The following is a 19,425-nucleotide window of genomic DNA, read 5'->3' as shown; positions in this document are numbered from 1 at the left end:
TTACGCCTCCATCGTCTTGATGCGCGTCGTGCGTGGCAGGCAGGCGAGGCTGTCGGCGGTGGCCAGGATGATGTCGACGCCACGCGGAAAGCGCTGGTTGTTCTGCTTCCACTGTTCGATGAAATGACGCGGCATCTGCGCCGGCGCGATGGTCGCGCTGGTTTCGATGCCGGGGCCTTCGAGCAACAGCGGCGCGCCGGAGACAAGATCGGTGACTTGCAGGATAAGCGTCGTAGAGCGATCGGGATAATCCTGGGTGCCTTGCGAAAAGCCGTCGAGCGCCATCATTTCCGCCGGGTTGGCGATCAGCGCGAAATGCGCATCAGCCGGGGTGTTGGCCGAGGGCGCGCCGGTGTGAAAACCCAGCCAGGATTTGACGGCGGGCGCTGCCTGCAAGGTGAGATCGAGCCAGAGCGGCGTGTCGTTGTCGCAGAGCGAAAGCGCAATGGCGCCGGCCGTCGCCGAGAGCGGCACTGGGGGGCGGGCAAAGGCCGGCAGGGCTTGCACGCTGCCCGGCCGCGCCATCGCGTCCATGACGGCGCGAAAGACCGTCTGGGCGTTGAACACCGGATCGGCGAAACCGCCCTCGATCGATTGAGCCGCTATCTCCATCAGTCCTCTCCGCGCACCATGGTGAAGAAATCCACTTTCGTTGCCGCGGTCTCGGCACGCCGCCGGTCGCGCGCCTCGACCAGGGCCGCCCGCAGCGGTGCGACCAGTCTGGTCTCGACCGCTTCGCGATGGGCGGGTTCCTGCCACAGCGCGTCGGCGATCGCCGCCAGCTTCGCTTTCCGCTTGTCGCGGCCGAGCGTGTAGCAATGGCCGACCTGTCCGGAGGGCAGCCGGACCGTGGCGCGGGTGACCGTCGCCTCGCCGACATTGAAGGGCGCGCCGCCGCCGCCGATGCGGCCGCGCACCGTGACCAGGCCGGTTTCGGGACCACGCAGCAGTTCGGCTTCCAAAGGCAGGCCGGCTTCGCTCCAAAGACGGGCGATGTCTTCGCCGGGCGACTGCGCCAGCGTCGCCATGATCGCCTTGCGTTCGGCCTGATCGCGCGCTTCCTGTCCTCGCATGGTTTGCTCCTTGCGCAATGGCTAATTTGTCTATTGATATAGACAACCATACAAATTATACCTGTTAGCTAGCGCGAGTCCATGACGGGTGCATGACATCGCGTGAAAGCATCGGGGCGATGGAAGATTGGGGTGGACATGATTGGGCAGCAAGTGGCCAGCATCGAGCGGCGCAGTGGCGTCTCGCTATGGCGGCAGATCGCCGACCAGATCCTGCATGCGATCGCCGTCGGCGATTTCGCCGAGAATGCCGCGCTGCCGCCGGAAATGGCGCTGGCTGAGCGCTATGGCGTCAACCGCCATACGGTGCGTAGTGCCATCGCCGCCCTCGTGCAGGACGGTGTGCTGAGGGCCGAGCAAGGGCGTGGCACCTTCGTGCTGTCGCGCAAGCGGCTGTCCTACCCGATCGGCGCACGCACGCGTTTTTCGACCGGCCTGCAAGGGCAGACGTCCGAACGGCATATCGTCCTGCTCGCGTCGTCGGTCGAGCCGGCCAGCCGTCGCGTCGCCGAAGCCCTGGGGCTTGTCAGGGGCGCTGATGTGATCCGCCTGGAAACGCGCGGCGAAGCCGACGGGCATCCGGTGTCGCGCGCTACCGCCTGGTTCGATGCCCAGCGCTTCGCCGGTATCGACGCTGCCATGGCGGAAACCGGATCGGTCACCGCCTCGCTCAAGCGCTTTGGGATCAACGATTATCTGAGGCAATCGACGGTGCTGTCGGCGCGCCACGCCGATGCCGCCGATCTGGTCGATCTCGACCTGCAGCCCGGCGCCATCGTGCTGGTGACAATTGCGGTCAATATGACGCTCGACGGTCAGCCGATTCAGTTTTCCGAGTCGCGGTTTCCGGCGGAGCGGGTGGAGCTCAGATTGTCGGCTAACGATCAGGCAATGTCGTAGAAACGCGCGGCATTGCCGCCGAAGACGGCATTCTGCTCGGCCAGCGACAGGCCAGCTAGAAGCTCCTTCGCGGCAGCCAGCCAGTTCTCGTAAGTGGCGGCCAGTTCGCAAACCGGCCAGTCGCTGCCGAACATCAGCCGCTCCGGGCCGAAGCAGGCGATGAGGTGGTCGGCATAGGGTTTTAGGCCGGCGACCGACCAGTTAGGGCCGGCTTCGGTGACCAGACCGGAAAACTTGCACAGCACCGACGGTCTCTTGGCGAGCGCGGCCATGTCGCTTGCCCAAGGCTCGACAATGCCCTTGGCGATGAATGGCTTCGCGGCATGGTCGACGACGATAGGCAGGTCCGGGATATGGTCGGCGAGTGCCGCGACCACCGGCAGGTGGCGCGGCTGCGCCAGTGCGTCGAAGCGCAGGTTCAGTTCGGGCAGCAGCCTGAGCGCCGCGAGGTGCTTCGGCTTCAAAATGTCGAACGTGTCTTCGATGTCCTGCAGCATCGGCCGGATGCCGCGGAATTTCGGCCTTGTCGCCAGCCGGCGCAACGTCGCTTCGACGTCGTCGGCGCCGACGTCGACCCAGCCGACTACTGCCGCGATGCTCGGCTCGTTCTCGGCAAGGTCGAGCATGAATTCGGTCTCGGCGACCGTTGCCGCTGCTTGCACCACGACGGTGCGTTCGATGCCGGCGGCGCCGAGATGCGGCTTCAAATCGGCCGGAAAGACATCGCGCACGATCGGCGCGACATGCGGCCCCATCCAAAAATAGTCGCCGCGGGCGATCTGCCAGTAGTGCTGGTGTGCGTCGATCCGCATCGTCTCATCCGATCTCGATGACGGCCTTGATCAGCCCGGATTTCTGATGCGCCCAGCGGGCGAGGTCAAGGGGGGCCTGGCCAAGCGTGGTCCGGTGGGTGACGAGCTTTGCCAGTGGCACCGCGCCGTTGCGGATCGAGGCGGCGACATGGTCGAAGTCGGCGCCAAGCGCGTTGCGGCTGCCGACCAGCGTCATCTCGCGCTTGTGGAACTCCGGATCGGAAAAGACGATGTCGTCCTTGACGACGCTGACCAGGACCAGGGTTCCGCCATGCGCGACATGGGCGAAGGCCGACTGCACCGACTGCGTGTTGCCGGTGGCGTCGAAGACAACGTCGAACCCCTCGCCGCCGGTCGCGCCGCGAACCAGATCGGGCGCAGTGGCGCGGGAGCCGTCGAGCGTCGCGAAGCCGAGCTCGCTCTCGGCGAAGCCGAGCCTCTCGCTGCTCATATCGAGCAGGCTGACGTCGAGCCCGGCGATGCGGGCAAACAGCGCCGTGCCGAGCCCGATCGGCCCGGCGCCTATGACCAGTGTGCGGGCGCCTGGATCAGCGCGCGCGCGACGTACGGCATGCGCGCCGATAGCCAGGAATTCGACGGCGGCGGCATCGGCCAGCGACAGGCCGTTTGCCGGATAAAGATTTTGCACCGGCACCAGGATCTGCTCGCACATGGCGCCGTCGCGATGGACACCGAGCACCTCGATCTTGACGCAGCAATTCGGCTTGTCGTGCCGGCAGGCGATGCATTTGCCGCAGGCGAGATAGGGATTGATGATGACGGCTTCGCCAACGTTGAGCGTGACGCCGTCGCCCTTGTCGACGACCGTGCCGGAGACCTCGTGGCCCATGATGCGCGGGTAGGCGAGGAACGGGTGCTTGCCTTCGAAGATGTGGTAGTCGGTGCCGCAGATGCCGACATGGCTGACCGCTACCAGCGCCCATCCCGGCGGCGGCGCGCCGGGCACCGGGCGGACCTCCAGGACAAGATCACCAGGCGAGCGGCAGACGACTGCTTTCATGCTTCAATCCAATTCACGATACCGCCGGCCCTCGCTTTCGCGGGCCGGCGGCTCCTGGGAGGAATTTACTTGCCGCGGCGGCGCAGGCCGTCGAAATAGACGATGACGATGATCAGCACACCGGTGATGATGCGCTGCCAGAAGGCGTTGACGTTCAAGAGATTGGCGCCGTTGTTGATGGTGGCGAGGATGAAGGCGCCGAGCAGCGGTCCGTGCACGGAGCCGACGGCGCCGAACAGCGAGGTGCCGCCGATCACCGAGGAGGCGATCGCCTGCAGTTCCCAGCCCTCGGCCTGGGTCGGGTTGCCGATGCCGATGCGCGAGGCCAGCAGCACGCCGACGAAGGCGGCGCACAGGCCGGACAGCGTGTAAGCCATGTAGATGGTGCGCTGGACGTTGACGCCCGACAGGCGCGAGGCTTCGGCATTGGAGCCGACCGAGAACAGATAGCGACCCCAGCGGCTGTGATGCAGAAAGATGTAGGCGGGGATGCCGACCAGGATCACCATCCAGAACAGATTTGGGACGCCGACAAAGGAGCTGCGCGAGAACTCCTGGAAGGCATCGTTGTTGATCGAGATCGAGTTGCCGTTGGTCATCAGCAGGCCGATGCCGCGCAGCGAGGTCAGCGTCGCCAGCGTGATGATGAAGGGCGGCAGGCCCATCTTGACGATGCCGAAGCCATGGAACAGGCCAATGGCGACGCCGACGAGCAAAGTGATCAGGATGGCGAGGAAGACCGGCACGCCGGCATTGATCAGCATGGCGGCGATGACGGTGGCGAAGCCGACGACCGCGCCGACGGAAAGGTCGATGCCGCCGGTGATGATGACGAAGGTCTGGCCGACCGCCAGGATGGCGATCATCGAGCCCTGGCGGAGCAGGTTCGAAATGTTGTTGCCCGAGGCGAAGCTTTGCGTCGCCACCGACAGGATGACCCACAACAGAACCAGCAGCGCCAGCAGCGTCAGCCCGAACAAGGCGTTGTAGTTGCGCTTCGGTTTTTCGGCGGCAATGGCCTCGGTGCTCATTTCTGTCCTCCCAGTTTTTCTTGTTTCTCGGCGAGCGCCTGCGTGAGAATGTCCTCGTGATTGGCGGTACGGAACCCGTGCGTGGCCACCAGCTTGCCGCGCCGGAACACGTGCAGCGTGTCGGCCAGCTCATAGACCTCCGGCAGATAGGACGAGATCAGGATGATACCGGCGCCCTTGGACAGAAGCGCGCTGAAGAGGCGGTAGATCTCGGCCTTGGTGCCGACATCGACGCCGACCGTCGGCTCGTCGAAGATGAACAGCTTGGCGCCGTGCGCCAGCCATTTGCCGATGACGATCTTCTGCTGGTTGCCGCCGGACAGGCTGGAGGCGAGCGCGCTCCGCGTCGGCGTCTTGATCCTGAGGCCGGCGATCTGGCGATCGGCTTCAGCTTTCTCCTTTGCGCCTGAGATCAGCATGTTGCTGGAGATGCGCTTGTAGATCGGCAGGTTGAGATTGAGGCCGACCGGCAAATTGAGGCAGAGGCCCTGGTCGCGGCGGCTTTCCGGGGCCAGCGCCATGCCAAGCCTGATCGCGTCGTGCTCGGAATTGACCTGGACCGGCTTGCCTTCCCAAAGGATCTGGCCGGCCGATTTGCGGTGGCGGCCGTAAAGCGTGGTGACGAACTCGCTGCGCCCGGCGCCGATCAGGCCGTAAAGGCCGACGATCTCGCCGGCGCGCACCGAGAGCGAAACGTTCTCGAAGCCCTTGCCGGACAGGTTCTTGGCTTCGACTATCATCGCGCCCGGCGTAAAATGCTCCTTGTGGTAAACCTGCTCGATCGAGCGGTTGATCATCATCTTGACCAGTTCGGCGTCGTTGGTCTCGGCAATGTTCCTGGTGCCGACAAGCGTGCCGTCGCGCAGCACCGAGACGCGGTCGGCGAGTTCGAACACCTCTTCCATGCGGTGGCTGATGTAGATGATGGTGACGCCTTCGCCCTTCAGCCGACGGATCAGCTTGAACAGCTGGTCGGCCTCCTTGCGGGTCAGATAGGCGGTCGGTTCGTCGAAGATGAGGAATTTGGTGCCGCGCACGGTGGCGCGGGCGGCGGCGATCAACTGCTGCTGGCCGATGGTGAGGTCGCCGAGCACGACATGCGCCGGCAGGTCGAAGCCGAGATCGTCGATGATCTTCTGCGCATCCTTGACCATGGCGCGTTGCTGCAGGATGCCATAGCGCGAGTTCTCCTCGCCGAGGAACATGTTGGCCGCAACCGTCAGGTGGCGGCAGAGCACGACCTCCTGGTGCACCGCATTGATGCCGAGCGCCATCGCCTCGTGCGGGGTCGCCAGCGCTTCGGGCTTGCCCTCCCAGATGACGTCGCCGGAGGTGCGCGGCATGACGCCGGTCAGAAGCTTGATCAAGGTGGACTTGCCGGCGCCGTTCTCGCCGACGATGGCGTGGATCTCGCCGGACTTGAAGGCGAGGTCCACCGGCTTCAGCGCGTGAGTGCCGGGATATCGCTTCTCCAGCCCCTTGAGTTCGAGGATCGTCCTGCCGGGCTCCAGAGTCGGGGCCGGGTGCAGTTCCTGCGCCGTGGACGTCATGACAATCCTCCCAGATTGGTCCTGCGATTGGGCACGTAGACTAGAGGCTGTCGAATCCCGGTGGTGTCGGGATGCGGGGTGTCTCCGGGGCATGGGCCCCGGAGACGATGCGCCTGTGGCGATGCTTAGTCGAGCTTCGGGTTGAGCAGCGCGTCGATCTTCGGCTCTTTCATATTGGCCTTGGTGACCAGGTTGGCGCCGGTGTCGACATTGGCTTCAACCTTCTCGTTCTTCGAGGCGGCGAGCGCGGTCTTGATGCCGTCATAGCCCATCCGGTACGGGTCCTGGACAACGAGGCCGGAAATGACGCCGTCATTGAGGAACTTGATCAGCTTCTCGTCGCTGTCGAAACCGATCAGGCCGACCTTGCCGGCAAGGTTGTTCTCGGCGATCGCCTGGCCGACGCCCTGCGCCATGATCAGGTTGGAGGCGAAGATGCCCTTCAGGTCAGGGTTGGCGGTGATCAGGTCGGTCGCGATGTTGAGGCCGGTCGTGGCCTGGCCGTCGGCATATTTGTCGGCGATCAGTTCGAGGCCCGGATATTTCGCCTTGAGCTGTTCCTTGAAGCCCTGAGCGCGCTGCTCGAGCGAGCCGGCGCCGGGAAGCGCGGTGATGAGCGCAACCTTGCCCTCGACCTTGCCGCCATTGGCCTCGCCAATGGCCGCGGCGAGGCCGTCAGCGGCGACGCGGCCGCCCTGGACGTTGTCGGTGGTCAGGAACGAGGTGAAGGCCTTGGAGTCGGCGCCGGAGTCGATGCCGATGACCTTGACCTTGCTTGCTGCCTCATCGATCGGCTTGCCGAGCGCCTTGGCTTCGGTCGGCGCGATGACGACGGCGGCCGGGTTGCCGGCGACGGCGTTCTCGAGGATTGAGATCTGGCCGTTGACGTCGGTTTCGGCCTGAGCGCCGAGTTCCGGTACGTTGACGCCGAGGTCCTTGCCGGCCTTGCGGGCACCGGCCAGCACGATCTGCCAGTAGAAGGAGGTGGTGTCCTTGACGATGATCGGGATGGTCACGTCCGCCGCCGAAGCTGGTGCCGAGTGCAACGCACCTGCAAGCATCGAGGCGGCCGCGAGTGCCACGAAGGCGCGGCGGTTGAGAATGCTGGTCACGAATTTCATGAGGGTTCCTCCCTAGATCGCCCGGTGAAGGTTACGGAAGCTCCATTCGGATAGGCGCGGCCCAAACAGAACTTTATCAATAAAAAACATTTGCCGCTTTTTGATAGTGCATCGATCCGGCCGACGCAAGCGGTGTTTCGTATCGTCTCCGCGTGGCCTCGACAGGAGGCAAGCCTCCCTCCGCCGATCCTCTTTGCCACGTTCGGATGCTTCCGATCCTCTCTGACCGCGATGGAATATTAATTCCATTGATGCGTCAAGATGGAACATTCATTCTCTCGCGATTGTGAAGCCTTTTTCATGCCGACCACCTGGCCGGACAATAGGTTCGTTGCCTCAGCCTAGCGCCTGCACCACCGTATAGGGATCGTATCTGGCGAACTCTGCTGGGGGCACAGGAATTTCGAGCAGTTCCAGATTGCGCGTCAGATTGGCCGGCTTGGCCGTTCCGGTCAGCACGGAAGCGACGACAGGTTCGTGCAGCGGGAACTGGAAGGCCGCGGCCGCGAGCGGGTAGCCGCCCTCGGCGGCGATCTTCTCCATCGCATCGACGCGTTCGAGAATGTCCTTGCCGGCCGGCTGGTAGTCGAAATGCGCGCCCTGCACCGGGCCGGTTGCCAGAATGCCCGAGTTGAACACGCCGCCGATGATCAGCGAGGTCTGCCGCTGCCGGCAAAGCGGCAGCAATTCGGCTTCGGCGCTGCGGTCGAGCAGCGAGTAGCGGCTGGCGAGCAGGATGCAGTCGAGCGGCGCACGGTTGAGCACGTCGAGGCAGATCTGCACTTCATTGACACCGAGGCCATAGGCGGAAATCGTGCCTGATGTCTTAAGCTCGTCGAGCGCCTTCAGCCCGCCATCCATCAGCTGGCGGAAATGCAGCTTCGTCTTCTCGACACCGTGCGTGTAGGCGCCGATGTCGTGGACAAACAGGATGTCCATCCTGTTTAGGCCGAGCCGGGCATAAGAGAATTCCACCGAGCGCATAATGCCGTCATAGGAATAATCGTAGTCGAGCGCGAAGGGCAGCGGATCGACATAGGAGTGATCGGGCACCTGGTCCTCCGGCACGGGGCGGAACAGCCGGCCGACCTTGGTCGAAAGCACATAGGAGTCGCGCGGCTTATAGCGCAGGAAGTCGCCGAAGCGGCGTTCCGACAGGCCGAAGCCATAGAAGGGCGCGGTATCGAAATAGCGCAGGCCGGCGTCCCAGGCGGTCTGCAGCGTTTCCATCGCCACATCGCGCGAACAGGCCCGGTAGAGCCCGCCGATCGCCGCGCCGCCGAAGCTAATCTCGGTGACGTCGAGCGCAGTTGTGCCGATGCGGCGCTTGTCCATTGCAAAGCCTCCCCTTCCGGCCGCTGGCCGGTTAAAACATGTCTGGTTGGTCGTGGCTGGTCTACAGCGTCGCTCCGAGGTGCCAGGGCACGAACTCGTTGTCGCCGTAGCCGAACGCCTCGCTCTTGGTCTTGCGCCCCGATGCCGTCTCGACGATCAGTTCGAAGATCTCGCGACCCATGCCGGCGATGGTCTTCTCACCCGAAGCGATGACGCCGCAGTTGACGTCCATGTCCTCTTCCATGGTGTGATACATGGTCGAGTTGCTGGCGACCTTGATCGACGGCGTCGGCCGGCAGCCGAAACAGGAGCCGCGGCCGGTGGTGAAGACGATGACGTTGGCGCCGCCCGCCACCTGGCCAGTGGCCGAGACCGGGTCGTAGCCGGGCGTATCCATGAACACCAGGCCGTGTCCGCTGACCTTCTCGGCATAGCCGAAGACGCCGTTGAGCGGCGTCTGGCCGCCTTTGGCGACCGCGCCCAGCGACTTCTCCAGGATGGTGGTCAGCCCGCCGCGCTTGTTGCCGGGCGAGGGGTTGTTATCGATCGAGGCGCCATGCTTGGCGACATGATCCTCCCACCATTTGATATAACCGTCGAGCTTGGCGGCGATTTCCGGGCTCGCGGCGCGGTAGGCAAGCAGATGCTCGGCGCCGTAGATCTCCGTCGTCTCGGACAGGATACCGATGCCGCCGACGTCGGCGAGGATATCGACGGCGGCGCCCAATGCCGGATTGGCGGTGATGCCGGACATGCCGTCGGAGCCGCCGCATTGCAGGCCGACGACGATCTCGCTGACCGGGATCGGCTCTCGCCTCAGCTGGCCGACTTCCTCGGCGATCTCGGCCAGCACGCCCATCGCCTTTTCGACCGATTTGCGCGAGCCGCCGGCCTCCTGGATGTTGAAATGCCGTTTGCCGGCAGCGACACCCTTCTGGCCGTAAAGGGTAAGCTGGTTGACCTCGCAGCCCAGGCCCACCATCAGCACGCCGCCGAAATTCGGATGGCGGGCATAGCCGGCCAGCGTGCGATGCAAAACCATCATGCCGTCGCCGGTGCCGCTCATGCCGCAGCCTTGGCCGTGGACGATCGGCACGAAGCCGTCGATCCCCGGATATTTCGGCAGCAGCTCGCGGTTGGCCTGGTCGGCGATGGCGTGGCAGACGGTGGCCGAGCAATTGACGCTGGCGACGATGCCGATGAAGTTGCGCGTCCCGGCGCGGCCATCGGCACGGCGATAGCCCATGAAAGTGCGGGCGCGGTCGGTTTCCGTCGCGTGCTCGGCCTCACTCGGCGGCACCACCGGCAGGCGGCCGGACTCGAAGACCAGATTGTGCGAATGCACATGTTCGCCGGGCGCGATGTCCTGCGTGGCGCGGCCGATCGCCTGGGCATACTTCACCACCGCCTCGCCGGCGGTGATCGGCTTGATCGCCACCTTGTGGCCGGGCTCGATCAGCGCGGCGGCGACGGCGCCGCCCGGCAGCACCGTGCCGATCTCGATGCGGCCGTTGGCGACCGCGACATTGTCGGCCGGGGAAAGAAGAATGCTGTTTGCGGCGTTCACGGGCAGTTTCCTAGGGGTTCCTGGGATGCGCTGGCGGATTGACATCAGCCTGTTAGCAGATAATGTCTTTTATCGTGAAAAAACATTTTTACGTCAATCGTTTTTTCGAAAGGCCGTGCGCCCGGTGGATGCATGGAGGATAGGGAGCGGCGCCTGACACGGAAAGCGATTCCGCTTTTCCTAGGCATGCGCTAGGAACATCTGTCATAGCGCGCTTCAAGCCGGCCACGGCAAGCGCCGGCGCGCAACGGGGCAGGGGATGTCGAAGAGCAACAACGTCTACAAGGACGCCTACAACCGCTGTTTGCGGCTGCTCGATGAAACGAAGAGCCTGCCGTCGGAGCCGGAGCTAGGCACGCTGCTCGGCGTCAGCCGCACGACGGTGCGCAGCATCCTGGCGCGCATGGAAGAAACCGGGCTGATCGCCTGGAACAAGCGCAGCAAGACGGTTCTGCGCGCGCCGCGGCCGGACGATTTCTTTCCCGAAGAAGAAACCGACACGCTGGCCGAGATCATCGAGCGCTCCTTCATGCGGAGGCTGCTCGCCGGCGGCGCGGAAGCCGGCATGCAGATTAACGAGCTTGAGCTGGCGCGCGAGATCGGCGTCGGCACCACCAGCGTGCGCGAGTTCCTGATCCGCTTTTCCCGCTTCGGCCTGATCGAGAAGCGGCGCAACAGCCACTGGGTGCTGAAGGGTTTTACGCGAGCCTTCGCGCTCGAACTGACCGAAATCCGCGAGATGTTCGAACTGCGCTCGGCGGCAGCGTTTGCCGCCTTGCCGGAAGAAAGCCCGGTCTGGGCCGATCTCTACCGGCTGGAGGACGAGCATCGTCTGCTGGCGCGCGAGATCGCCTCCCGCTTCAACGAGTTTTCCGAGCTGGACGAGCGCTTCCACCGGCTGATCCACCGCGCCTCGCACAACCGCTTCATCGTCGATTTCTATGACGTCATCGCCATGATCTTCCACTACCACTACCAGTGGAACAAGGCGCAGGAGCGCGAGCGCAACGAAGTCGCTGTCGCCGAGCATCTGGTTTATATCGCGGCGCTCAAATCGCGCGACCTCGGCAAGGTCGATGCCGCTTGCCGCAAGCATCTGAAGTCGGCGCGCAACACGCTCTTGACCTCCATCCCCGAGGCCGGCAGCCGCAACGTGCCTGATGCGCGCCGTGCCTGACCGGATCGATGCGACGCGCTTCTATGCATGTCGTTGTCCCAAAACCGCTGCACACTGTTGGGCGACATGCATTGGTCGCGCCGCGTTGCCGCAGCAATGATTTGACGATTTTCGCCCGGTCGGCCGCGTGCTAGGTATCTGCCGTTGCTGATCAAAGAGGCGGGTCCTTGAACATCCGGCGGAGACGATGGAGCATGCCGGCCGCGCTTGTCGCGGCCTATCTGCTGCTCATCCAGACGACGCTGGGCGCGTTCGCTTTCGCCACGGCGCAGGATGCTGCGCTGCTCGACGCCTTCGGCAACGTCATCTGCGCCCATGAGGGCGCTGCCCAGCCTTCCGGCGGCGATCCGCACCAGCAGCATATGCCGGTCTGCTGCATGCTCGGCTGCAGCATGACTTCCGCGGCTCATGCGCCGCCGCCCGATGCCGGCGCATTGGCGACGAGTCTCTCCTTCGAGGCCGTCGCCTTCGTGCTGCCGGCCTTCAGGCATCTCGATTTCGCCCGTGATCGCTCTCCATCGAACCCGCGTGCGCCACCGGCTTGAGCCAGCGCGGCCTCGCGGAACCTTTCGCGGGCGCACTCATCCAACGCTGAACTGATCGCGACCGGCCAACGGCGCGATACCGTATCCATGGAGCTATCATGTCTCAGTTTTTCCGTGCCGCCGCGCATGCGCGCGCGCCCGGCCATAGAAACACCCTCCTGCCCGAGCAACGCCTCGGTATCCTTGTCTTCGCTCTCGCCTTGCTGTTCGTCGGCGCCCAGTCGGCCTTCGCGCATGAATTCAAGGTCGGTGATCTCGAGATCGAACATCCCTGGTCGCGGGCAACGCCTGCCGGCGCCAAGGTGGCGGGCGGCTATTTCACCGTCACCAACAAAGGCAGCGCGCCGGACCGGCTGCTGTCGATTTCATCCGATGTGTCGGACAAGGCCGAACTGCATGAGATGGGCGTCAAGGACGGCGTTATGACCATGCGGCCGGTCAGCGGCGGCCTCGAAATCCCTGCCGGCGGCAAGGTCGCGCTGAAGCCCGGCGCCTATCATCTGATGTTCATGGGCCTGAAGCGCCAGCCCAAGCAAGGCGAGAAGTTCTCCGTCACGCTGACCTTCGAGAAGGCCGGTGCCGTTACCGTCGAGTTCGCCGTCGAAGGCATGGGCGAAACGGGTGGCATGGACGATCACGCCAATTGAGCCGACCAGCTTCCACAAATTTTGAGAATCAGAGGGACCATCGTGAACAAATATCTTTTGTCCGCCGGGGCGTTTTTCATCGGGACAAGTGCTGCCTTCGCCCACATCACGCTCGAAACCCAGGAAGCGCCCGTCGGTTCGACCTACAAGGCAGTCCTGCGCGTCCCGCATGGCTGCGAGGGCAAGGCGACGACCGCCGTGCGGGTGCAGATCCCGGAAGGGGTGATTTCGGTCAAGCCGATGCCCAAGCCTGGCTGGACGCTGCAGACCAAGAAGGGCAGGTACGAAAAATCCTACCAGCTCTATGGCGAGGCGGTGACGTCAGGCGTCAAGGAAGTCGACTGGAGCGGCGGCAGCTTGCCGGACGAGTTCCACGACGAGTTCGTCTTCCGCGGCACGCTGGCGGCGGACCTGCCGGCCGGCGAGACGCTGTATTTCCCGGTGGTGCAGGAATGCGAGGGGGCTGCCGAGCGCTGGATCGAGATTCCGGCGGCCGGGCAGGACGAGGACGCGCTGGAAAATCCGGCGCCCGGCCTCAAGCTGCTGCCGAAAAAATGATCCCTTTGGCGGCGCGCTTCATTCGACGGAGCGTGCCGCTATTTTTGTGTGATGGTGGCATGAGCGCGCTATCTTTCCCGTGGAAGACTGGCAGGTTCGACAAGCGCGTCGGTCGCCTTGCCGCTGGGCTTTTGGCTGTCCTTGTGCTGCTCGCGGTTCTCGGCCTGCCGGACCGGGCATTGGCCCACGCGGCGCTGATCAAAACGGATCCGGTTGACGGCGCGGTGCTGGCGCAAGGCCCGGGGCAATTCTCGCTGACCTTCAGCGAGCCGGTGTCGCCGCTCGTGCTCACCCTTGTGCGGCCCGACGGCACATCGGTTGCGCTGACTTCCTTTCGCCTGAGCGACCAGACCGTCGCCATCGACAATCCGCAGAAGTTGAAATCCGGCACGCATGTGCTGAGCTGGCGGGTGATTTCCACCGACGGTCATCCGGTCGGCGGCTCGGTGCTGTTTTCCATCGGCGCGCCGAGCACGCCGCCAGTGGCGGCCGAGCCGGTCGATTGGGATTTGCGCTCGGCGATCTGGCTCGGCAAGGTTTTTCTCTACATTGGCCTGTTCCTCGGCGTCGGCGGCGCCTTCGCGCTTGCCTGGCTGGCCGAGAGCGGGCGGTGCGGCCGGCGCTTCGTCATCGCCGCGCTGTTCTGCGGGCTGGTCGCCGCGCCGGTTTCGCTCGGCTTGCAGGGGCTGGACGCGCTCGGCGCGCCGCTCGCCGGGCTGGCGCAGCCAGTGGTCTGGCGCACGGCATTCGGCACCAGCTTCGGCTGGACGGTGCTGATCGGCCTGATGGCGCTGGGGCTCGCCCTGCTGTCGCTGGCCGGGCCGCGCATCGGCGCAAAACCGTTCGCCCTTGCTGGGCTGGCCGGCGTCGGTGCCGCACTTGCAGCCAGCGGCCATGCCAGTGCCGCCGAACCGCAATGGCTGACGCGGCCGATGGTGTTCCTGCATGGCATAGGTATCGCCTTCTGGGCCGGCGCGCTGGCGCCGCTCGGCCTTGCGGTGCGGCGGCAATCGGGAGAGGCCGGGCCGTTCCTGCGGCGATTTTCCCGCGCGATCCTGCCGGTCGTTGCCGTGCTCATCGCCGCCGGCATCGTGCTTGCCGTCATCCAGGTGCAGACGCCCGCGGCGCTGGTCAACACCGGCTATGGCCGGCTTTTGCTGGTCAAGCTGGTGTTGCTGCTCTTTCTCTTCACGCTCGCCACCGTCAACCGGTGGACGCTTACCGCGCCCGCCGAAGCCGGCGCGACCGAGGTGCAACGACGGCTGGTGCGCTCGATCGGCGCCGAAGTGCTGATCGTGCTCGCCATCTTCGCCGTCGCCGCCGGCTGGCGTTTCACGCCGCCGCCGCGCGCGCTGGCGATCGCCGCGGCGCAGCCGGCGTCGGTGCATATCCATACGCTGAAGGCGATGGCAGACCTCAGCATCACGCCCGGCCATGCCGGGCCGGTCATCGCCTCGATGGTGATCATGACCGGCGATTTCGGACCGCTCGACGCCAAGCAGGTGACGCTGGTGCTGTCGAAGCCCGATTCCGGCATCGAACCGATCAAGCGGCCGGCGACCAAGCCGGGCGACGGCAGTTGGCGTGTCGATGATCTCGTCATCCCCGTTCCCGGCCGGTGGACGGCGCGGCTCGACATCCTCGTCTCGGACTTCGAGATGGTGAAGATCGAAGCGCCGATCGATATCAGAGCGGAATAAGCGGTCTGGCGGACACAATTCGGCGAGGCGGTTGACGCCGCCGCGAAGGCCCGTCATTCATCACGGGAATAGGGGCGTCCCCCCCAAAATCGCGGCCTCAACAAAAGATCCGAAAGCAGGGAAGAAACGATGGAAAAAGCCGAAATCGGCCTGATCGGCCTTGGCACGATGGGCTCCAACCTGGCGCTCAACATCGCCGAGCACGGGCACCGCATCGCCGTCTTCAACCGTACCGCGGCGCGCACCGACGCCTTTGTCGAGAGCGCCGGCGCGCTGAAGGACATGGTGGTGCCCTGTTATAGTCTGGAGGAGCTGGCCGCCGCGATCCGGCCCCCGCGTCCGATCATCATCATGGTGCTGGCCGGCAAGCCGGTCGACGAACAGATCGCGGCACTGCGCGGCGTGCTGTCCGACAACGACATCGTCATCGATGCCGGCAACGCCAATTTCCGCGACACGATGCGGCGCTTCTCCGAGCTCCACGGCTCGGGCCTCACCTTCATCGGCATGGGGGTGTCCGGTGGCGAGGAGGGCGCACGGCACGGGCCATCGATCATGGTCGGCGGCACCGAAGAGAGCTGGAAGCGCGTCGAAAAGGTGCTGGTCGCAATTTCCGCCAAGTTCAAGGACGAACCCTGTGCCGCCTGGCTCGGCACCGATGGCGCCGGCCATTTCGTCAAGACCATCCACAACGGCATCGAATATGCCGACATGCAGATGATCGCCGAGATCTACGGCATCCTGCGCGACGGCCTCGGCATGGGGCCGAAGGAGATCGGCACCGTCTTCGCCGACTGGAACAAGGGCCGGCTCAACTCCTACCTGATCGAGATCACCGCCAAAGTGCTGGCCGCCGACGATCCGAAGACCGGCAAGCCGGTGGTCGACATCATCCTCGACCGCGCTGGCCAGAAAGGCACCGGCAAATGGTCGGTGATCGAGGCGCAGCAACTCGGCATTCCGGCCACAGCGATCGAGGCGGCGGTGGCGGCGCGCGTGCTGTCGTCGATCAAGGACGAGCGGCAGGCCGCGGAAAAAGCCTATGGCAACAGCGGCGTGACGAGGATTTCCGGTGACAAGGCCGCGCTGCTCAAGGATCTCGAACTGGCGCTGTTCGCCGGCAAGATCGCCGCCTATGCGCAAGGTTTCGCTGTCATGAGCGGCGCCTCGAAGGAATTCAACTGGAACCTGCCGATGCCGACCATCGCCAAGATATGGCGGGCCGGCTGCATCATCCGCTCGCAAATGCTGGATACGATGGCGGAGGCTTTCGGCTCCGGCGGCGCTTCCACCAACCTTTTGATGGCGCCGGCCTTCATCGCCATGATGCAGGAGGCGCATCCCTCACTGCGGCGCATTGTTGCGCGAGCATCCGAGGCCGGCGCGCCGGTGCCGGCGCTGTCTTCGGCGCTCGCCTATTTCGACAGCTACCGCCAGGGCCGCGGCACCTCGAACCTGATCCAGGCGCAGCGCGATTTCTTCGGCGCGCACGGCTTCGAGCGCATTGGCGAGCAGGGCGCTTTTCATGGCCCGTGGGGCAGCGGCGCTGCCGGTTAGCCGCGATAGGCCACGACGTCGCCAGGCAGACTCAGGCTTTGCAGCGAACCGGGGGCGGCGCCGCCGATCAAGCCGAGCACCGAGCGGGCGAGTTCGGAGCCGGCCAGCCGGAAGTTCTCGTTGACGACCAGCAATTCGCGCCGGAACAGATGCAACAGGTCGGACGACTGTTTCGACACGACATCGACGTCGCGGCCTAGCTTCAAGCCGGCGTCCTCGATGCCGGCGACGACGGCCAGCGTCGCGGCCGCGGCGCTGCTGACGAAGCCGTCCGGCCTGTCGTCGCGGCGCATCAGCTGCGCGGTGCGCATCCTGATCTGCTCGATCGAATGGTCGATCGAAACGGTGTTGAACGGCACCTCGCTGGCGCCGACCTCGCTCAGCGCATCGGCAAAACCGTTCACCGTGTGGCCGTGATAGGTCAGGCCGACGGGCGGCGTTAGAAGAGCGAGCCTGCGGCGGCCGATGCCGGCCAGATGACGCACTGCCTCGGCCGCGAAGGCATAATTGTCGAAGTCGTGGTAGGGGTGGATCAGCCCCATATCGGTGCGGCCATGCGTGGCGAAGGGGATGCCGCGCTCCAGCATGTAGCGGGCCCTGGGGTCGTTCGGTTGCGTGCGCGAAATGATGACGCCGTCTGCGGAGCCGGTTTCCACCAGATAGCGGATCGGGTCCAGCGGATCCTGTGAGCGCGAGTAGGGCGTGACGATCAGGTGGTAGGGCGTGTCGGCGATGACTTCCGAGACGCCGTAGATGATGTCCGAGACAAAACTCATGATCTCGCGCTCGGTGTTGAGCACGAGGCTGATGACATTGGTCTTGCCAGTTCTGAGGCGCACGCCGGCGCGGTTCGGCCGGTAGCCGATCTGCCTGGCGACGAGTTGGACACGGCGCCTGGTCTCGGCGCCGATCTCGGGCGCGTCCTTCAGCGCCCGCGATACGGTGGTGACGCCAAGCCCGGTCATGAAGGCTAGCGTCTTCAGCGTCGGGCGCTCGTGCGCCGACGCCTCGTCGTCCTTGTCTGTCTGATCCCTGTCCATTCGTCCCGCCCGTCAGGCGCATAGCAGTTGCCGGGCAGGCCGGCAATCGCCGGGGCCGCGATAGCGCGACTTCCACCTGGCGAAACCTCAATACACTGAAACGTTACAGATTGTCACGAGCGATACATGCGCGGCTGGGGCAGGCCGGCTTAGGTCTGCTGTGCTGCCGGGACAGAAAACCATTGGAAATCAGCGGAGAAGACCTTTCAGGCGAATTCTTTGCCAGCTTTCGTTGTTTTGCGGTGCAACTTTGCGTGCTGCGATGCACAATGGGGTGCTGGCGGAAGGATTTTGTTCGCAGCTCGAAAAATATCCGGACGGCTTTCGCGCGAGGGGTTGCGTACGTCACGCAATTGCCGTATCGAAAATCTGTAACGTTTCAGATTCTGGGAGGAACCGAAATGCAATATAAACTCTTGACTGCCGCGCTGGCGGCGACGGCGGCGCTGCAGCTCGCCGGTTCGGCGGCCGCGGCCGATCTAGAAGTGATTCACTGGTGGACGTCGAAGGGCGAGTCGGCGGCGGTCTCGCAGTTTGCAAAGGCCTTTGACAATGACGGCCACGGCGACAAGTGGGTGGACAGCGCGGTCGCACTCGGCGAAACCGCCCGCTCGACCGTCATGCAGCGCGTGCTCGGCGGCGATCCGCCCGGTGCGGCTCAGTTCAATCCCGGCCGGCAGTACGAGGAACTGATTTCGGGCGGCAAGCTGCTCGATCTCACGGACGTCGCGACCGCTGGCAAGTGGGATGAGGTCATTCGCCCGAAGGCAATCGGCAGCGCCTGCCTCGTCGACGGCCACTGGTGGTGCGTTCCGGTCAACATCCATTCGAACTACTGGGCCTGGTACTCCAAGCCGGTTTTCGAGAAAGCGGGCGTGCCGGAGCCGAAGAGCCTGGCCGATTTCATCGCGGCCGCGCCGAAGATCAAGGAGGCGGGCCTCATTCCCTTCGCCATCGGCGGCGACGGAAACGGCTGGCAGATCCAGTTGCTGTTCCAGGACATGGTCACCGAGGCTCTCGGCGTCGCCAAACGTGACGAGATGTACACCAAGAAGAGCGCCGAAATTGCCGGCGGCGCCGAGATGAAAGGCGTCTTCACGCAGTTGCGGACCCTGAAGCAGTTCACCGACAACGGCTATGCCAACCGCAACTGGAACGATACCACCAACCTGGTGATCACCGGCAAGGCCGGACTTCAGGTGATGGGCGACTGGGCTCGCGGCGAGTTCGCAGCCGCCGGCATGACCGGCGTCAAGGATTTCGGCTGCATGATCGGCCTGAACGAGGACAAGCCGGTGGTCAGCACCGACGGCGACATCATCGTCTTCTTCAAGCAGGACAATCCGGACGTCGAAGCAGCGCAGAAGCGTCTTGCGGCGCTCCTCATCAGCCCGGAGGTTCAGGTCGCCTTCAACAACGCCAAGGGTTCCATGCCCGTGCGTGGCGATGTCGACATGTCGACGGCCGACCCGTGCATGCAGAAGTCCCTGAAAGCGGTGGAAAACCCGTCCAACATCGTCACTGCCACGAACCGCTTCATCACCGAGAACACCAATCAGCAGATCAATGAGCTCGTCTCGCAATATTTCGCGGACGACTCCATGACCGCTGACGACGCCACTGCGAAGTTTTCTACCATCATCGGCAACTCCGACTAGAGCCTGTTCCATCCCGACAGAATCGGGATGGGGCTCTATCTCAGTGCTTGAGCATGATCTTTTCCGAAAACCGGTACCCACTTTTCGGGATCATGCTTTAGGAACCGATCAGTACCCAGAGGCGCCGCCCTTG

Annotated in this window: 19 protein-coding genes; 9 read left to right on the top strand and 10 right to left on the bottom strand. The window is 64.4% G+C overall.

Annotated elements, in window-relative coordinates; genetic code table 11:
• Both phnH and phnG read right to left on the bottom strand, forming a co-directional pair.
• Positions 1–612: a phosphonate C-P lyase system protein PhnH gene (gene phnH, locus ACFX5Q_RS12565; RefSeq protein ID WP_404278187.1), complete on the bottom strand. Its 612-nt coding sequence runs from the start codon at positions 610–612 to the stop codon at positions 1–3.
• On the bottom strand, positions 612–1,073 hold the full coding sequence (gene phnG / locus ACFX5Q_RS12560) for a phosphonate C-P lyase system protein PhnG (protein ID WP_404278185.1): 462 nt from the start codon (positions 1,071–1,073) through the stop codon (positions 612–614). The genes phnH and phnG overlap by 1 nt, the downstream gene beginning before the upstream one ends.
• Before the next feature lie 138 nt (positions 1,074–1,211).
• On the opposite strand from phnG, the gene phnF reads away from it, so the two are divergent.
• Entirely contained in the window at positions 1,212–1,973 is a 762-nt protein-coding gene (phnF, locus tag ACFX5Q_RS12555; protein WP_404278325.1) for a phosphonate metabolism transcriptional regulator PhnF, read from the top strand.
• On the opposite strand, the gene ACFX5Q_RS12550 is transcribed toward phnF, so the two are convergent.
• The 7 genes from ACFX5Q_RS12550 to ACFX5Q_RS12520 all read right to left on the bottom strand — a co-directional run bounded on the left by ACFX5Q_RS12550 (position 1,958) and on the right by ACFX5Q_RS12520 (position 10,410).
• Positions 1,958–2,785 (bottom strand): amidohydrolase family protein, encoded by an 828-nt coding sequence (locus ACFX5Q_RS12550; RefSeq protein WP_404278183.1) that lies wholly within the window; start codon positions 2,783–2,785, stop codon positions 1,958–1,960. The two genes, phnF and ACFX5Q_RS12550, sit on opposite strands and share 16 nt — an antisense overlap.
• Positions 2,786–2,789: 4 nt before the next feature.
• Entirely contained in the window at positions 2,790–3,806 is a 1,017-nt protein-coding gene (locus ACFX5Q_RS12545; RefSeq protein ID WP_404278181.1) for a zinc-binding alcohol dehydrogenase family protein, read from the bottom strand.
• Positions 3,807–3,871: 65 nt separating this feature from the next.
• Positions 3,872–4,837: an ABC transporter permease gene (locus ACFX5Q_RS12540; protein WP_006200459.1), complete on the bottom strand. Its 966-nt coding sequence runs from the start codon at positions 4,835–4,837 to the stop codon at positions 3,872–3,874.
• A complete protein-coding gene (locus tag ACFX5Q_RS12535; RefSeq protein ID WP_404278179.1) occupies positions 4,834–6,387 on the bottom strand; it encodes a sugar ABC transporter ATP-binding protein in 1,554 nt (517 codons plus the stop codon). The genes ACFX5Q_RS12540 and ACFX5Q_RS12535 overlap by 4 nt, the downstream gene beginning before the upstream one ends.
• A gap of 125 nt (positions 6,388–6,512) precedes the next feature.
• The gene (locus ACFX5Q_RS12530; protein ID WP_404278177.1) at positions 6,513–7,508 is read right to left on the bottom strand and encodes an ABC transporter substrate-binding protein; all 996 of its coding nucleotides are present in this window, start codon (positions 7,506–7,508) and stop codon (positions 6,513–6,515) included.
• Positions 7,509–7,844: 336 nt separating this feature from the next.
• Entirely contained in the window at positions 7,845–8,843 is a 999-nt protein-coding gene (locus tag ACFX5Q_RS12525; RefSeq protein ID WP_404278175.1) for an aldo/keto reductase, read from the bottom strand.
• Between the two features lie 61 nt (positions 8,844–8,904).
• A complete protein-coding gene (locus tag ACFX5Q_RS12520; RefSeq protein WP_404278173.1) occupies positions 8,905–10,410 on the bottom strand; it encodes a UxaA family hydrolase in 1,506 nt (501 codons plus the stop codon).
• Between ACFX5Q_RS12520 and ACFX5Q_RS12515 the strand changes: the two genes are divergently transcribed.
• From ACFX5Q_RS12515 to gndA, 7 genes are all read left to right on the top strand, one after another.
• Positions 10,391–10,567 carry a hypothetical protein gene (locus ACFX5Q_RS12515; RefSeq protein ID WP_404278171.1) on the top strand — a complete coding sequence of 59 codons (177 nt, stop codon included), beginning with the start codon at positions 10,391–10,393 and terminating at the stop codon, positions 10,565–10,567. The genes ACFX5Q_RS12520 and ACFX5Q_RS12515 overlap by 20 nt on opposite strands.
• A 102-nt stretch (positions 10,568–10,669) precedes the next feature.
• Positions 10,670–11,587, top strand: coding sequence for an FCD domain-containing protein (locus ACFX5Q_RS12510; protein ID WP_404278169.1), 918 nt, complete (start codon positions 10,670–10,672; stop codon positions 11,585–11,587).
• A 194-nt stretch (positions 11,588–11,781) separates the two neighbouring features.
• A complete protein-coding gene (locus ACFX5Q_RS12505) occupies positions 11,782–12,132 on the top strand; it encodes a DUF2946 family protein (protein ID WP_404278167.1) in 351 nt (116 codons plus the stop codon).
• A 98-nt stretch (positions 12,133–12,230) separates the two neighbouring features.
• Positions 12,231–12,779 carry a copper chaperone PCu(A)C gene (locus ACFX5Q_RS12500; RefSeq protein ID WP_404278165.1) on the top strand — a complete coding sequence of 183 codons (549 nt, stop codon included), beginning with the start codon at positions 12,231–12,233 and terminating at the stop codon, positions 12,777–12,779.
• A 42-nt stretch (positions 12,780–12,821) separates the two neighbouring features.
• Entirely contained in the window at positions 12,822–13,337 is a 516-nt protein-coding gene (locus ACFX5Q_RS12495; protein WP_404278163.1) for a YcnI family protein, read from the top strand.
• A 59-nt stretch (positions 13,338–13,396) separates the two neighbouring features.
• Positions 13,397–15,037, top strand: coding sequence for a copper resistance CopC/CopD family protein (locus ACFX5Q_RS12490; RefSeq protein ID WP_404278160.1), 1,641 nt, complete (start codon positions 13,397–13,399; stop codon positions 15,035–15,037).
• Between the two features lie 129 nt (positions 15,038–15,166).
• Complete coding sequence (gene gndA, locus ACFX5Q_RS12485) at positions 15,167–16,594, top strand: NADP-dependent phosphogluconate dehydrogenase (RefSeq protein WP_404278158.1); 1,428 nt, start codon at positions 15,167–15,169, stop codon at positions 16,592–16,594.
• On the opposite strand, the gene ACFX5Q_RS12480 is transcribed toward gndA, so the two are convergent.
• Positions 16,591–17,634, bottom strand: a complete 1,044-nt coding sequence (locus ACFX5Q_RS12480; protein ID WP_404278156.1) for a LacI family transcriptional regulator — start codon at positions 17,632–17,634, stop codon at positions 16,591–16,593. The genes gndA and ACFX5Q_RS12480 overlap by 4 nt on opposite strands.
• Before the next feature lie 401 nt (positions 17,635–18,035).
• On the opposite strand from ACFX5Q_RS12480, the gene ACFX5Q_RS12475 reads away from it, so the two are divergent.
• Entirely contained in the window at positions 18,036–19,292 is a 1,257-nt protein-coding gene (locus tag ACFX5Q_RS12475) for an ABC transporter substrate-binding protein (RefSeq protein WP_404278154.1), read from the top strand.
• The last annotated feature ends 133 nt before the right edge of the window (positions 19,293–19,425 follow it).

This window comes from Mesorhizobium sp. IMUNJ 23033 (assembly GCF_044778005.1).
In the GTDB taxonomy this organism is placed as follows: Bacteria; Pseudomonadota; Alphaproteobacteria; order Rhizobiales; family Rhizobiaceae; genus Mesorhizobium; species Mesorhizobium amorphae_A.
The sequence above is the reverse complement of the archived record's forward strand: the minus strand, read 5'-3'. Positions and strand labels throughout refer to the sequence as shown.

What these genes read in the sequence shown, in the direction of transcription:
- phnH (WP_404278187.1), bottom strand. Translation starts at nt 612, where the DNA reads ATGGAGATAGCGGCTCAATCGATCGAGGGCGGTTTCGCCGATCCGGTG.
- ACFX5Q_RS12550 (WP_404278183.1), bottom strand. Translation starts at nt 2,785, where the DNA reads ATGCGGATCGACGCACACCAGCACTACTGGCAGATCGCCCGCGGCGAC.
- ACFX5Q_RS12480 (WP_404278156.1), bottom strand. Translation starts at nt 17,634, where the DNA reads ATGGACAGGGATCAGACAGACAAGGACGACGAGGCGTCGGCGCACGAG.
- ACFX5Q_RS12500 (WP_404278165.1), top strand. Translation starts at nt 12,231, where the DNA reads ATGTCTCAGTTTTTCCGTGCCGCCGCGCATGCGCGCGCGCCCGGCCAT.
- phnF (WP_404278325.1), top strand. Translation starts at nt 1,212, where the DNA reads ATGATTGGGCAGCAAGTGGCCAGCATCGAGCGGCGCAGTGGCGTCTCG.
- ACFX5Q_RS12505 (WP_404278167.1), top strand. Translation starts at nt 11,782, where the DNA reads ATGCCGGCCGCGCTTGTCGCGGCCTATCTGCTGCTCATCCAGACGACG.
- ACFX5Q_RS12530 (WP_404278177.1), bottom strand. Translation starts at nt 7,508, where the DNA reads ATGAAATTCGTGACCAGCATTCTCAACCGCCGCGCCTTCGTGGCACTC.
- ACFX5Q_RS12475 (WP_404278154.1), top strand. Translation starts at nt 18,036, where the DNA reads ATGCAATATAAACTCTTGACTGCCGCGCTGGCGGCGACGGCGGCGCTG.
- gndA (WP_404278158.1), top strand. Translation starts at nt 15,167, where the DNA reads ATGGAAAAAGCCGAAATCGGCCTGATCGGCCTTGGCACGATGGGCTCC.
- phnG (WP_404278185.1), bottom strand. Translation starts at nt 1,073, where the DNA reads ATGCGAGGACAGGAAGCGCGCGATCAGGCCGAACGCAAGGCGATCATG.
- ACFX5Q_RS12545 (WP_404278181.1), bottom strand. Translation starts at nt 3,806, where the DNA reads ATGAAAGCAGTCGTCTGCCGCTCGCCTGGTGATCTTGTCCTGGAGGTC.
- ACFX5Q_RS12490 (WP_404278160.1), top strand. Translation starts at nt 13,397, where the DNA reads ATGAGCGCGCTATCTTTCCCGTGGAAGACTGGCAGGTTCGACAAGCGC.
- ACFX5Q_RS12535 (WP_404278179.1), bottom strand. Translation starts at nt 6,387, where the DNA reads ATGACGTCCACGGCGCAGGAACTGCACCCGGCCCCGACTCTGGAGCCC.
- ACFX5Q_RS12525 (WP_404278175.1), bottom strand. Translation starts at nt 8,843, where the DNA reads ATGGACAAGCGCCGCATCGGCACAACTGCGCTCGACGTCACCGAGATT.
- ACFX5Q_RS12510 (WP_404278169.1), top strand. Translation starts at nt 10,670, where the DNA reads ATGTCGAAGAGCAACAACGTCTACAAGGACGCCTACAACCGCTGTTTG.
- ACFX5Q_RS12540 (WP_006200459.1), bottom strand. Translation starts at nt 4,837, where the DNA reads ATGAGCACCGAGGCCATTGCCGCCGAAAAACCGAAGCGCAACTACAAC.
- ACFX5Q_RS12515 (WP_404278171.1), top strand. Translation starts at nt 10,391, where the DNA reads ATGCTGTTTGCGGCGTTCACGGGCAGTTTCCTAGGGGTTCCTGGGATG.